This window comes from Rhodospirillum sp. A1_3_36 (assembly GCF_047263945.1).
Taxonomy (GTDB): domain Bacteria; phylum Pseudomonadota; class Alphaproteobacteria; order Rhodospirillales; family Rhodospirillaceae; genus Rhodospirillum.
Genome location: NZ_JBLAVB010000010.1, coordinates 149646 through 162213, shown reverse-complemented (window position 1 = coordinate 162213; position 12568 = coordinate 149646). Strand labels below are relative to the sequence as shown.

The window sequence follows — 12568 nt, the reverse complement described above, 5'->3', positions numbered from 1 at the left end:
CTGCCCAGTCTCTATCTTCGCGGCCTATCGAGCGGTGATTTCCAGGAGGCCTTGGACTCCTTGCTCGGCAAGGATGCGTCGGGTTTGTCCCCCCAGGCCATTGGTCGCTTGAAAGCGGAGTGGCAAACCGAGCAGGAGCGGTGGCGGAACCGAGATCTGTCGGCTCGGCGGTATGTCTATATCTGGGCTGATGGCGTCTATCTCCAAGGTCGGATGGAGGACGAGAAACAGTGCATTCTGGTCATCATCGGAGCCACTCCAGAGGGCAAGAAGGATCTGGTCGGCTTTCAGGCCGGGTTCCGAGAAAGCGCCCAAAGTTGGCGAGAGCTACTGGAAGGGCTGAAGGGCCGTGGGTTCTCGATCGGCCCGAACCTGGCGGTTGGCGATGGCGCGTTGGGTTTCTGGAAAGCGCTGGACGCGTCCTTTCCCGGGGCCCGCCATCAGCGGTGCTGGGTGCACAAAACGGCCAACGTTCTAAACAAACTCCCGAAAGCCCGCCAAAAAGCGGCCAAGGACGACCTGCATGCCATCTGGATGGCCGATGGTCGCGCCGAAGCCGAAAAGGAAAAGGCCATGGACACATTCGCCGCCAAATATGAAGCCAAATATCCCCAGGCGGTCACTTGCCTGACCAAGGACCGGGCCGCATTGCTGGCCTTCTACGATTTTCCGGCAGAGCATTGGGTGCACATCAGAACCACCAATCCCATCGAGAGCGTGTTCGCCACGGTCAGGCACCGTACCGTGCGCAGCAAGGGATGTCTGTCGCACAGACCGCCCTGGCGATGGTTTTCAAGCTGATCATGCCCGTCACCAAAAATCGGCTATAGCTCCCGAGCGGAGATTGCTCCCCCCGAGCGTCCGTTGAAATGTAGTGTTAACGGCGAGCGCGCGGCCCGCCGCGCGGGATTTCAATCCCGCGCGTCGACATGCCGAAATGCCGGACAGTCACCGCGTCGGACCGAGGGGCTCCAGCAAGCTTTGTGCGATTGGGAGAGACGTGGGATTTTTTCAGCGGTGAAACGGAAGAGAGCCTTCGGCGCTTCGAAGCATTCGTAACGCTTCAAGACTGAAGGAGAGGCATGCGAATGCCTGCTTGTGCCTCTGCTCCTCACCCCCCTCTTCAGGATTTGAGGCGCACGATATAAAACTACAATGGAAGTTGAGATTCACAGGAACCGTTCCGCGTCGCGTGCCGCATGGACCACGCGGAGCACCAGAAGCGTCCCATCGTCCAAAACACGGTGGATAACGATGTAGTTGCGGAATGGAAAGGTGTATGCGGTGCCTTTGGGCGAGAGACGGCGGCGGCTCATTCGGGGAAAGGCCGCGCGCTGCTGGCAGGCTTCAATGATCTCATTGACGAAAGACACCGCGCGCTCGGGGTTGTCTTGCCCGATATAGCGGACGATGGCGTCCAAATCGCTTTCGGCGGCGGCGGTGAAACGGCAGACCATCAGTGAGAAGACTTATCCCGACGCTTGGCGATGCCATTCAGAAGGCGTTGACGCACCTCTTCCGCCGACGCGGTCCGGCTTTCATCCACGTCCTTGATGGCTTCGGCGACCTCCTGATCGGTCAAATCCCGATAGGACAAATCCGGTGCCGGAGGGATGGGATGGGGTCGAGTCATGGTCATGTTCCTTGGATGATTGACTCCATTCTAAACCAAATAGGGTTCCTGTGCATCCAACCCGAAAACGCCATTCAAGGTTTCGAGCGCGAAGGCCTGTTCACGCAGGGCGGAGACGCGGGCCTGGGCACGGCGCCACGTCTTGCGGGCCGCGCCGCGTTTCCCGATCCTAGCCTTCCGGAAGGCTTCTTCCGCGTTTCTTTCGGCGAAGCGGGCTTTCTTCCATTCCTCGGAATGGCGTGTTCGTTCGGGTCCATAGCCCTTGCGGAGCACGGCGCCCAAGGTCGCCTCGGCGTCCGCCCGCCAATCCTTCCGCTCGCCCCATTGCTGGAGCCCGAGCATCCGGGGCGCGATGAAGCGGCTGCGCATGCCACTCCGGTCCGCGTATACAGGGGAGACCTTGCCCCAAGCCCAGGCGGTGAGCACCAGCGCCCATTTGTTTCGGTCCCGGGAGTTGGCGATATAGTCCATCACGGCTCGGGTGGTGGCGCGGTAGCTCTGGTCGAAATGGAGCGCGAGGGCTTGGTGGAGGTCGGGGCGTTGCTCCTGGAGACCATCCAGCATCGTGGCGGCCAGGGCCTTGCCGTAGGCGTCGCGGACGGCGTTCCGATTGCCCCTCTGACCGCGCGGCAGGGTGACCACATAGCCGCCCCCGAAACGGCCCTTTCGGACCCTCACGGAGAGACCATGCTTGACCGTGACCGGCGGCACCTTGGAGAGGTCCATTCCCAGCCCGTCGAGGCTTCGCATGGCGTTGACGTGCCAATTCCTCAGGGGCTCGCGTCCGATCCGCAGGGCGCCAAGGTCGGCTTCGATCATCGGTTCGGATGCGCCCTCGGGGAGCGTGACCTTCCGCTGGACCGGAGAGGCCCGCTCCCCGGGTGAGGCCATGACCTTGGAAGAGGGCGCGTGCGTCGCGGCGGTCGCGGGTCCCACATAGCGGCTCGTTGTCCGCACCTTCCTCCCGACCCGGTAGGAGGTCTGGTCGTAGAGGTAGGCCCGTCCCTTCACCCATTTGACGACGCGATAGCTCACGGCGCTGATCCGTCCGGTGCATTTCCCAGGATCCATCGTACACGCCATGGGGGATGCGTGAAGCACTTTCCCGCCATGAAAACGGGTGTCGCCGGAGCGACACCCGGGACGGGGAGGCCTTCAGGCGATGCCCTCCACCAAACCCTCGTCCTCGAACTCCTGGACCATGCGGTAGGCGGTCTCCTCGAAGGCGTACCACGCCAGAAAGTTCTTGAGGTCTCCCTTGATCCGCATGGGCTCGCCCGTGCAGTCTTCCCAGTCCTCGCGGAGTTCCTCGATTTCGTCGTAGTGACGGTCGAAGAAGGCATGGGTGCTCGAGTAGAACGCGAGGGAGGGAATGAAGCCGGAAACGCAGCCGCAGGACAAAAAGTCTCGGAAGAACTCCTCCGGATCGTCGTAATCCCAGGCCTCCAGTGCCACGGCGGCGCGGATGGAGTTGGGATCGTCCTCGATCAGGCGGGTCAGCCGGTCGGACAGGGCGGAAAGGGTTGAGGTGCTCATGGAAAAAGGGGTTAAAGAGCCCCCCTTCCACGACACATCGAGCCAGCGGAGCGCCAAGGAGGAACCCGGAGGGGCAAATCCTTGGCGCGAAGCCGATGTGTCAAAATCGAAGGGGAGCGAACCCCCTCCATGAGCACCAACCCGTCCGCCTCCGATCCGGTGTTTCTTCCGCCGTAAACCCATCCTTCGCGCCCTTTGTCCAGTCGGATTGCTTGACGCTCCCGGGGTTTCGGGCAGACTTGCCTTGTGGTCACCGGCTGGTCCCCCGGCCCCGGTTTCCCACCCGACCCGACGATCATGGCCGCGCCATCGGGCTCATAACCCGAAGGTCGAGGGTTCGATTCCCTCCCCCGCAACCAAAAATTCAATCGGCGAAATGGTTTAGGAGGCACACGGCAATCGGCGAGGTGGCGAATGGGGGCACGTGAAAACCGGCTTCTGGTGGTTACACCCCGTAATCTCTCCCTCCCATGTCCGTTCTCCTTGACCGCTTTCAAGCGTGGATCCCCACGGTGCCCTCGGGCGTGACCGGTGCGTCCCGCGCCATCGTTTTCCGTCTGGCGCCCCGCGCCAGGGGCTGGATTGTCGAGACCTTCGGGATCCTCGTCCGGCGAACCGGCGCCACCCAGGCCGGAGACCTGACGGTGGAGACCGTCCGGATCTGGCTCGACGGCTGGGCCGCGTCGGACCCGCGTCGGTCCCATGCTCTCGCCACGGCCTTCCTGCATGTGGTCGCCGACTTCCTCCGGTCGGAGGGGATCAAGGCCCAGGCGCTTTCCCAACTCCCCGTTCCAGAGACGCTCCGCGCCCCCATCGAGGATCGGTTGGAGCGCTTCTACCAGGAAACCCAGGCCTTCAAGGGCAACACCAAGGACACCCTGCGCTGGTTCCGGGGGATCTTCCCCATGTTCCTCCGCGACACCTTCGTCCGCGAGGTCCCGGAGATCACCCGGGATGTGGTGAAGGACTGGATCGCCGACGGCTGCCGGGACAGGGGATGGAGCGCCAAGACCGTTCGCAACTACCTCCAGGCCATCAACCTCTTCCTGGATTGGTGCGTGGAAAACGGCCACCTGCCGGAGAACCCGGCCAAAACCATTTCCCGCCCCAGATTGCCCAAGGCCCTGCCGAAGGCGCTCTCCCAACGGGACGCCGTGGCCCTGCTGGAGGCGGCGGAGACCATGCCCTACACCGGCCCCTTCGAGAAAGCCCGGGCCGTGGCAATCATCGCGACCTTCCTGTTCACGGGGATCCGTCGGGGGGAACTGGAGAACCTGAAGGAGGCGGATGTCCGCCTCGACCCCGAGGGCGCTGACCTGATCGTCCGGCGGGGCAAGGGCCGGAAGGACCGGCAAATCCCCCTGCCGGAGCGCCCCCGCCGTTTGCTGCTCGCCTACCTGCGAGAGCGGGCACGCCTGGGCCGAACCACGCCCTATTTCTTCACGGGTCTGCGCCACGACGGCAGGCTCGGGGTGAAGACAGTGGACCGGCTGGTCAAACGCTTGCGCGGGCATTCGGGGATCTACTTCTATCCCCACATGCTGCGGCACACCTGCGCGACCCTGCTGGTCCAGGAGGGGAGTTCCACGCGCGGGGTGCAGGAACTCCTCGGGCATGATTGCGAAGACGAGTCCGAGGAGCTTCACCGACGACTCGCCGATATCGCCAGGGCGGAAGGCTTTGAGCTTGGAGACCTTGAGGACGTGACCTTGGTTTCCCGCGTGGGAGAAGCCTCGGAGTTGCTCCGCCACGACAAGTACGGCAAGGTTCAAGGCCCCTCACAACTTTACGAGGATGTGCGGAGGGCCGTTCGGGAATCTGGAGCCCAAATTGTCATAATGGACAGTTTGCACGACCTGTTCGACGGCAACGAGAACGTTCGCACAGAGGCCAGAACCTTTGTGGGTATGTTGCGCAAGATCGCTCTGGAAATCGACGGCGCCGTGGTTCTCTGCGCCCATCCGTCCATGTCCGGCCTCAACTCTGGATCTGGAAGCGCGGGGTCCACCGCTTGGAACAATGCGGTGCGCTCTCGCTTCTATCTGACTATTCCCAAGGATGATGACGACGAAGATCCAGACGTCCGCTTGATTGAGCGGAAGAAGGGCAACTACGGTGCCCGCGCCGCCAAGTCCGATGGGGTCAAGATCCGGTGGGAGTGTGGCCGCTTCATCCGCCTCATTCAAGGTGGTGCCGTCGAACGCATCGAAATCAACGCCCGTATGAAGCGGGCCAAAGAAACCTTCATGGCCGCCCTGTCCACTTTGGACAAGCAAGGCCGATCCGTGACCGACGCTCCCAACAGTCCTGGCCGGTATGCGCCCCGTGTCATGGCGACCATGCCCGAGTGCCGGGGAGTATCTGAAAAATCCCTCGGGAAAGCCATGGAGGAACTTTTCAACGAGGGGAAAATCGTTATGGGGCCGTCCCTGGGTTAGATAGGAAGCCACAAAAAGCCATCGTAAAAGGCGCATGAAGTGCGCTTTATTTCGGCGCGGGAAGTGCGGGAAGTGTGCGGGAAGTGAATTGCTAAGTAATTGATTTTATTGCGGGAAGTGGGGGGAAGTGTGTCTCCCATGTATATACATACATACCCCCCGCCCCGGGGAGGGGTCGGGGTTTATCGAGGAAGGCAAAGGCAACCAATGAACCCCGACAAGCTCTGCAAGCTCTTGGCCCTCGCATCCTCGGGCAATGACGCGGAGGCGCTTTCCGCCCTGCGCATGGCAAAGAAGATGCTCAAGGCTGAAGGGCTCGACTTCAAGGACGTGGCGTCCAGCATTTCGCCATCACGACCCCAGGCCACCCCCACCTATGGTGACTACTATAGCAACGAGCCGCCGAAGCCGAAGGGATATTCCAAGGGCGGCTTCACCTGGGAAAGCCGTGAAGCCTATGAATCCTACATGGCAAACCAAGCCAAAATGCGCGAGGCGGAGCGGCAACGGTATGCACCGGCCCGAGCCGCCGTTCTGGAGAAGTATGGGAGCGCGGAAGCGGCCATCGCCCGGAACGACCGGGAGCAAGTCTTGCATGAAGCGGTCTTGCCTTGGTTAGAAAGCCCAAATGAGCCTACCGAAGAATTCGTCCACCTTGCCGGACGTTGGCACCAGCGCATGGGGGGATGGGCACCCCACGACTTCAAAAGCCAGCCCCTCGCCGAATGCCGCGCCGCCATCAAGGCCGCCTTGCCCATGCCGACGACGATCCGCGAGGCCCGAGAAGAGGCCCGCTCTTGGGAGGCCCGGGACAATGAGATTTGCCACGCCTTGGAGTGCTGGGGCGATGAGCAACTCGACCTCCCCGCTGCTTATCGGCGGGAACTGGTTCGGAGGCTTTGGGAAACCGAACTACCCATCGTCACCATGGATGACTTGCTGGTGCGTCTGGAATATGCGGCGGACGCGGACGACATGAAATCCGCCTCGGATGCCGTTCCGTCAATCTTGGATGCTTTCCGTGCCCTGGTTCTGCAGGGGAATGGCGCCGTCCAAAATGGACACTATCGTCCTGCAAATTCACAGGGCGGATCGAATGCGGGAAGCCCCGTCCATTCTGGACACCCCCTCACGGCAACAGAACGGCGGGCGCGGATCCTCGCCATGCTGTCCAATCTGGACACCTGTGGGTGGTCGGATCGGGCCATTGCCAGGGCCGTGGGAGTAAGCCCAACCACCGTTGGGGTCATCCGGAAGGAAAAGGAAGGTTTTGGAAAGAACAGCATAGACCGTAGTGCCCTGTAGTGGATTGTAGTAAATTGGCGTGTATGTAATTGATTTAATTCGGTTTTTGTTTAATATTTTCTTTGATTGATGTTAGCGTTTTCTCGGGATTGGAAAGGCGAGCACATGAATTTCATCAAACGCATCTTCGGACTTGAGAAACGGGACGGTTGGTCCGCCCTGGAAGCGATAATGCTTGCGGGTGCTCAAACCTCCGCCGGGATCGCCGTCTCTCCGGAAACCGCCTTGCGCTCTCCCGTGGTCCTGGCGAGCGTCCGAATTCTTTCTGAGGCTGTTGGGCAACTGCCCTTGCACCTGTACCGGCGTGGCGCCGATGGGGCCAAGGAGCGGGCCAAGGATCACCCGCTTTACCACCTGGTGCACGACCTGCCCAACCCTTGGACAACCTCCGCCGAATGGCGGGAAAGCATGATGGCCGCCGTCCTGCTGCACGGTGAAGCCTTCGCCCATGTGGGCCGTGGTCGGGGGCAAGTTATCGAGATCGTCCAGGCCAAGCCCCGGACCATTACGACTGACCAGGACGCCTTTACCGGGGAACCGGTTTTTAAGGCGACGGCTGGGGATGGGCGCACCCGGGAGATTCCCCGCGAGGAACTGTTCCGGGTGCGCCTGACCGGCCCACATCCTATCCACCCCCTGTCCCTGACCCACGAAGCCCGGGACGCTATCGGGCTTTCCCTGGCGATGGACGGCTACGCCGGGCGGCTGTTTGCTAAGGGCGCACGACCTTCGGGGACGATCAGTGTCGAAGACAAGCTTGACCAAGCCGCCGTTGATCGGATGCGTGAAAGCATCCGCCTTGCGAACGCTGGGGGAGAGAGCGGCGGAACAATGGTCCTGGAGAACGGAGCCAAGTTCTCGGCCCTCCAATTCTCCAGTGTCGATTTGCAGTTTCTTGAACTCCGCCGCCACCAGATTGCCGAGATCGCCCGGGTGTTCAGAATTCCCCTTCACCTGCTGCAAGAGCTGGAACGGGCGACCCACAACAACGCCGAAAGCATGGGGCAACAGTTCCTCTCCCTGGTGGTCCTGCCCTGGTTGACGCGTTGGACTCAAGCCCTCGCGCGGGACCTGTTGAACCCCGGAAGAACGGCGGGAATTTTTCTTTGAATTCACGGTTGATGACCTGATCCGTGCCGACATCGCCGCCCGCTATACCGCCTATGTCCAGGCTGTCACCAATGGCCTGTTGAACCCCAATGAAGTCCGCGCCCTGGAAAACCGCCCTCCCTATCTCGGGGGCGAGGGGTTCCGCGTGACGATGAACACCGAGACCCCGGGCACCGGGGACACCTGCCCGGTATCACCATGATCCCAGGGCTCCATTCCGCACGCTTGGCCGTCAACGCCGTTTCGCGCCCCTTGGTCCTCCGCCGGACAACCGGGGGCTATGTGGATGGCCGATGGGTCCAGGATATGACCGAGGCCCCTATTCGCGGCTCCATTCTCCAGATGAGCGAGGCCGACCGCCTCAACCTCCCGGAAGGCATCCGGGTGGAAGCGGAAGCGACCCTTTACACCACAGCCGCCATTGTGGCCGCTGATGAGTCTGCGGGCAATCCGGGGGACCGGATCGTGGACGGGGCCAAGCTGTGGCAGGTGCTTAAGCTCGCGGAACGCGTCGAGGGTGGGTTTAACAAGGCGTTTCTTGGGGCCGTGGCCGACACAGGGCAGGAGATTGCCCGATGAGTGACCTGATCGATAAGCAAGGCGCCGCCCTGACCAAAGCCCTTATGGAAGTGGCCCGGGATGCCGTTGCCGCGACCGAGGGCGCGACCGTGGCCGATATCATTGCGGCTTTGGAAGCCGTCGCCGAAACCTTGCCCGCCGCACTGTCTGCCGCACTGTCCGCACGCCTACCCACCATCGCAGAAGCGGCCATTGCAGAAGCGGAAAGCGAGATCCGGGACGCCAGGAAGGAGAGCGGCACCGATTTCCCCCCGGTCGAACATCCGGAGGCCGGAGACTATGAGGGGTGGGCGGGCACTGCCTCCGCCGCGCTCATTGCCGCCGCCATCTTGGCCGCCCAAGCCGCCACCACGGGAGAGGCCGCGAAGGAAGCCGCCGCTACTGGTTTGGAGTCCGCCCGCTACCGCGTCCAGGCATTGGCCGATACCGCCGCCGGGCGCACGGTGAACGACACCCGCCTTGCCACCTTTCAGGCCAATTCCGACGTGGTCGAGGCCCTGGAATTCGACGCGGTGAGCGATGGGAAAACATCGAAGACCTGCTCCAGCCTGAACGGCGCCCGCTTCCGTCCGACTGCGAGGAACATCCCCCGGCCCCCGCTTCATGGTGGCTGCCGGTCCCGCCTTCGCCCGGTCACGAAGGGTAAGCGGGCCACGGCCATGGAGACCCTGGAAGTTCGCTTACGGGGACGGCGGGAACATTCAAGGGCTTGGCCAACGCCTACGGGGTTCTTGACGCCCACGGGACCGAATTCGCGTCCGGGTCCTTCTCGGTTTCCATCGCGGAGCGCCGGGCGGAGGGCACCAAGATCCCGCTGCTTTTGTACCACGACCAAACCCGACCTTGCGGAGTGGCCGAAGCCCTGTCCGAGACCCCCGAGGGCCTAATCCTAGAAGGCCGGTTCATTCTGGACACCACCGAAGGACGGGAAGCCCATTCCCTGGCGAAGGCCGGAGCCCTGGCCTTGTCCGTGGGGTTTACCCGCCTGTCCGATAGGCCGCGCATGGGGGGTGGTCGGATCATCACCGAGGCCCGGCTTGCTGAAATTTCGGTTGTCTCCGTCGCGAGTAACCCGAAGGCCCGAATTACTGAGGTTCGGGGCAACCCCGCCGCGTGTGCGGCATCAACGAAGGAGGGCGCCACCATGCCCAAAGAGAACGGCGCGCCCGAAGAGCGTGCGGAGAAGACCCCCGAGCCCCCCACCGTGGAAACACGCGTGGCGACTCTGTCGGAGACGGTTGCGACCCTGTCCAAGGATCTGGAAGAAGAGCGCGCCCGCGCCGACAAGCTGGAAGCCCGCATGGGGCGCACCGGGTTGACCCCTGGCAATGATAACCAGCCCCCCGCCGAAACCCGGGCCTTTACTGCCTTCCTCCGCCGTGGCCGCGAGTCCATGGGCGCCGATGAACTGCGCTCCCTCCGCGTCGCCGATGACACGGCGGGCGGGTTTTTGGTCCCCGACGACTTCCGAACGGAGATCCTCAAGAACCTTGTGGAAATCTCCCCGATGCGCCAAGCCGCGCGGGTCACGTCCACCGCGTCGGGTGCCATCATCCTGCCCAAGCGGACCAGCACCCCAACCGCCCGATGGGTTGGCGAAACCGAGACCCGCACCGGTACCGAGTCCGCCTATGGACAGGTGGAAATCCCCGTCCACGAAATGGCCTGTTATGTGGACGTGTCGCAACAGCTTCTTGAAGACAGCGCGGTGAACGTTCAATCCGAGGTTTCAATGGATCTGGCGGAGGAATTCGCCCGGCTGGAGGGTGTCGCCTTCACCAGTGGCGACGGTGCCAAGAAGCCCATGGGCATTATGTCGGACTCTGGCCTGTCTTCCACCCTGAACGGTCACGCCACGACCTTGCAGGGTGATGGCCTGATTTCGATCAAGTACGCGATGCCCGCCTATTATCGGAACCGGGCCGCCTGGATGCTGAATGGGACTACCATTGGCTCCGTTCGGAAAATGAAAAACGCCACGACGGGCGAATATTTTTGGCGGGACTCTCTGGCGGAAGGCCAGCCCCCAACCCTGTTGGGCCGTCCGGTCATCGAAAACCCCGAAATGCCCGACATCGAGGCCAACGCCTTCCCGATCCTCTTTGGCGTCTTCGGGGATGCCTACCGGATCGTGGACCGAGTGAGCATGAGTATCCTGCGGGACCCCTTCACCGTGGCGACTTCCGGACTCGTTCGCTTCCATGCCCGCCGTCGCGTTGGTGGCGGCACCGTGAAATCCGAGGCAGTCAAAGCCCTGAAAATGGCAACCAGCTAAAGGAGGCCAAACCCATGCGTGATCTGAAAAACAACGTGGGCGCCTTCGAGAGCGTTCGCCCCGCCGTCCAGTCCGCCACCGTGACCGGTGAGACCGTGGACGCCTTGGGGTTTGGGGTCGTGATGGCCGTTGTCCAGACGGGGGCCATTGTCTCCGCCGGGGACTTCACGGCCAAGATCCAGGACTCCGACGACGGGGCCACCTGGGCCGACGTGGCGGACACGGACCTGATCGGGACCCTTTCCGAGACCCTGACAGCCAACACCGTTGAGCGCGTCGGCTACGTCGGAGAGGGCCGCTATGTTCGGGTGGTTCTGACCAAAAACGGGGGAACGAGCGTGGCCGCCTCCGCCGTGGTGGTCCTGGGCCGCCCTGCCTTGGCGCCGGTTCCCTAAGCCATAGGGGCCGGGGTTTCTTGTCTCCTTTCCCCGGTCCCTTCTCCGGTGGGGTGTTTTCACGGTGCGCCCCACCGGACCCCATTCCCATAGCCGCGCGGGGACGGCTCAGGGGGAGCCTTCCAATCCCAAAATGGTGTTTCCCCCATCCCCGCACCTTCTACCCGAGGAATGCCCATGCTCGAGATCCTGACCGCTCCACCCGTTGACCTGCTGGACCTGGAGACCACCAAGGCGGACGTTGCCGCACTGCTGGCCATGACCCCGGTGGATGATACCTATCTCGGGAAGCTGATAGCCCGGGCGAGCGCGGCGGCTCAATCCTATGTGGGGCGCCCCCTGGGACTGGGTTCCTACAAGGAGACTGTCTATGTGGAGGGCGAGACATCGGTTTTGATGCTCTCCCGCTGGCCTATCCAAACCGTCCAGGGAATCACCCTCGACGGGGAGCCCTTGGACGAAAGCGTGACTTGGACCCTGGAGGAAGGCGGGTATCTGTCCGTTCGCCCCCGCTGTTGGCCCCGGGGCCTTATCTCCGTGAGTTATGACGCGGGGTATTCCCCGATCCCCGGGGACGTGGAAGAGGCAACCCTGTTGATCCTGAAGCAAAGCCTTGGGGGCATGGAGAGCGTGCCCGGTATGAAGTCCCTTGGGGTGGGTGACGTGTCTGTGTCCTGGGGACCTGGGGGCCTGCCCTCTGATGCAATGGCCCGTCTGGACCCCTACCGCATACCGGGGGTGTGTTGATCCATGGCCCTCCGTGCTCCCACCATTTGCGCCCGTTGCGGCAAGGCCCGCCCCGTGGGTAAGTCGTGCCCTCACTGCCCGCCCCCTGTCCGGCCCCAGGACCCCAACGCAAGCGCACGCTTTCGGCCCTACAGTTCCCCCGAGTGGCGCACACTCCGAAGCCAAGTCCTTAAGGCCCAACCCCTGTGCGTGGTGTGCGGCTCCCGCTCCGAGATCGTGGACCACATCAAGCCATGGAAGGGAGATCCCGCCCTGTTCCTGGATCACCGCAATCTCCAAGCCTTGTGCCGCCCTTGTCACTCCAGGAAGACGGCCCGGGAAGATGGCGGCTTCGGGAACGCAACGGGCAAGGCCAAGGCCAAGGGATGCGACGTGAACGGCAACCCCTTGGACCCCCTCCATCCCTGGCACAAAGGGGGGGAGGGGTAATTATTTCTTTGGGGGGCCTAACGGCGCGGCGGGGGGTCTCGCTTTAGATTTCTCTCGAAATAACGAAATTTTCTTGCGGGAGAAGGTAATTATATTTCGCAATATATCTTGATTTGGAAGG

13 protein-coding genes and 2 pseudogenes are annotated in these 12568 nt (G+C 62.6%); 11 read left to right on the top strand and 4 right to left on the bottom strand.

Translation table 11 applies throughout. The annotated features are described in order from the left end of the window. Positions 1-818 (top strand): annotated as a pseudogene (locus ACLIRY_RS19170) (IS256 family transposase); the annotation flags it as partial. Positions 819-1169: 351 nt separating this feature from the next. On the opposite strand, the gene ACLIRY_RS19165 reads toward ACLIRY_RS19170, so the two are convergent. The 4 genes from ACLIRY_RS19165 to ACLIRY_RS19150 form a co-directional block, all read right to left on the bottom strand. Further along, positions 1170-1457: a type II toxin-antitoxin system RelE/ParE family toxin gene (locus ACLIRY_RS19165; RefSeq protein WP_413207022.1), complete on the bottom strand. Its 288-nt coding sequence runs from the start codon at positions 1455-1457 to the stop codon at positions 1170-1172. Then, entirely contained in the window at positions 1457-1633 is a 177-nt protein-coding gene (locus tag ACLIRY_RS19160; RefSeq protein WP_413207021.1) for a hypothetical protein, read from the bottom strand. Before ACLIRY_RS19160 ends, ACLIRY_RS19165 begins: the two co-directional genes overlap by 1 nt. 30 nt (positions 1634-1663) lie before the next feature. Continuing rightward, the gene (locus ACLIRY_RS19155; RefSeq protein ID WP_413207020.1) at positions 1664-2668 is read right to left on the bottom strand and encodes a hypothetical protein; all 1005 of its coding nucleotides are present in this window, start codon (positions 2666-2668) and stop codon (positions 1664-1666) included. A 120-nt stretch (positions 2669-2788) separates the two neighbouring features. Then, on the bottom strand, positions 2789-3169 hold the full coding sequence (locus ACLIRY_RS19150) for a hypothetical protein (RefSeq protein ID WP_413207019.1): 381 nt from the start codon (positions 3167-3169) through the stop codon (positions 2789-2791). A 470-nt stretch (positions 3170-3639) separates the two neighbouring features. Between ACLIRY_RS19150 and ACLIRY_RS19145 the strand changes: the two genes are divergently transcribed. The 10 genes and pseudogenes from ACLIRY_RS19145 (at position 3640) to ACLIRY_RS19100 (ending at position 12447) form a co-directional block, all read left to right on the top strand. Beyond that, a complete protein-coding gene (locus tag ACLIRY_RS19145; RefSeq protein ID WP_413207018.1) occupies positions 3640-5607 on the top strand; it encodes a tyrosine-type recombinase/integrase in 1968 nt (655 codons plus the stop codon). Between the two features lie 207 nt (positions 5608-5814). Then, positions 5815-6912, top strand: coding sequence for a helix-turn-helix domain-containing protein (locus ACLIRY_RS19140; RefSeq protein WP_413207017.1), 1098 nt, complete (start codon positions 5815-5817; stop codon positions 6910-6912). A 105-nt stretch (positions 6913-7017) separates the two neighbouring features. After that, complete coding sequence (locus ACLIRY_RS19135) at positions 7018-8022, top strand: phage portal protein (protein WP_413207016.1); 1005 nt, start codon at positions 7018-7020, stop codon at positions 8020-8022. A gap of 16 nt (positions 8023-8038) precedes the next feature. Further along, positions 8039-8224 carry a hypothetical protein gene (locus ACLIRY_RS19130; protein ID WP_413207031.1) on the top strand — a complete coding sequence of 62 codons (186 nt, stop codon included), beginning with the start codon at positions 8039-8041 and terminating at the stop codon, positions 8222-8224. Next, positions 8221-8601: a hypothetical protein gene (locus tag ACLIRY_RS19125; protein WP_413207015.1), complete on the top strand. Its 381-nt coding sequence runs from the start codon at positions 8221-8223 to the stop codon at positions 8599-8601. The genes ACLIRY_RS19130 and ACLIRY_RS19125 overlap by 4 nt, the downstream gene beginning before the upstream one ends. Further along, positions 8598-9224 (top strand): annotated as a pseudogene (locus ACLIRY_RS19120) (minor capsid protein); the annotation flags it as partial. The gene ACLIRY_RS19125 and the pseudogene ACLIRY_RS19120, both read left to right, overlap by 4 nt. Positions 9225-9310: 86 nt before the next feature. Next, a complete protein-coding gene (locus ACLIRY_RS19115; RefSeq protein WP_413207014.1) occupies positions 9311-10876 on the top strand; it encodes a phage major capsid protein in 1566 nt (521 codons plus the stop codon). A gap of 14 nt (positions 10877-10890) precedes the next feature. Then, positions 10891-11271, top strand: a complete 381-nt coding sequence (locus ACLIRY_RS19110; RefSeq protein ID WP_413207013.1) for a hypothetical protein — start codon at positions 10891-10893, stop codon at positions 11269-11271. 177 nt (positions 11272-11448) lie between these two features. Beyond that, entirely contained in the window at positions 11449-12018 is a 570-nt protein-coding gene (locus ACLIRY_RS19105) for a hypothetical protein (protein WP_413207012.1), read from the top strand. 3 nt (positions 12019-12021) lie between these two features. Then, positions 12022-12447: an HNH endonuclease gene (locus ACLIRY_RS19100; RefSeq protein WP_413207011.1), complete on the top strand. Its 426-nt coding sequence runs from the start codon at positions 12022-12024 to the stop codon at positions 12445-12447. The last annotated feature ends 121 nt before the right edge of the window (positions 12448-12568 follow it).

Bases quoted from the DNA above. Each gene is read 5' to 3' on its own strand.
- ACLIRY_RS19165 (WP_413207022.1), bottom strand. From the start codon at position 1,457: ATGGTCTGCCGTTTCACCGCCGCCGCCGAAAGCGATTTGGACGCCATC.
- ACLIRY_RS19160 (WP_413207021.1), bottom strand. From the start codon at position 1,633: ATGACTCGACCCCATCCCATCCCTCCGGCACCGGATTTGTCCTATCGG.
- ACLIRY_RS19150 (WP_413207019.1), bottom strand. From the start codon at position 3,169: ATGAGCACCTCAACCCTTTCCGCCCTGTCCGACCGGCTGACCCGCCTG.
- ACLIRY_RS19145 (WP_413207018.1), top strand. From the start codon at position 3,640: ATGTCCGTTCTCCTTGACCGCTTTCAAGCGTGGATCCCCACGGTGCCC.
- ACLIRY_RS19140 (WP_413207017.1), top strand. From the start codon at position 5,815: ATGAACCCCGACAAGCTCTGCAAGCTCTTGGCCCTCGCATCCTCGGGC.
- ACLIRY_RS19135 (WP_413207016.1), top strand. From the start codon at position 7,018: ATGAATTTCATCAAACGCATCTTCGGACTTGAGAAACGGGACGGTTGG.
- ACLIRY_RS19125 (WP_413207015.1), top strand. From the start codon at position 8,221: ATGATCCCAGGGCTCCATTCCGCACGCTTGGCCGTCAACGCCGTTTCG.
- ACLIRY_RS19110 (WP_413207013.1), top strand. From the start codon at position 10,891: ATGCGTGATCTGAAAAACAACGTGGGCGCCTTCGAGAGCGTTCGCCCC.
- ACLIRY_RS19105 (WP_413207012.1), top strand. From the start codon at position 11,449: ATGCTCGAGATCCTGACCGCTCCACCCGTTGACCTGCTGGACCTGGAG.
- ACLIRY_RS19100 (WP_413207011.1), top strand. From the start codon at position 12,022: ATGGCCCTCCGTGCTCCCACCATTTGCGCCCGTTGCGGCAAGGCCCGC.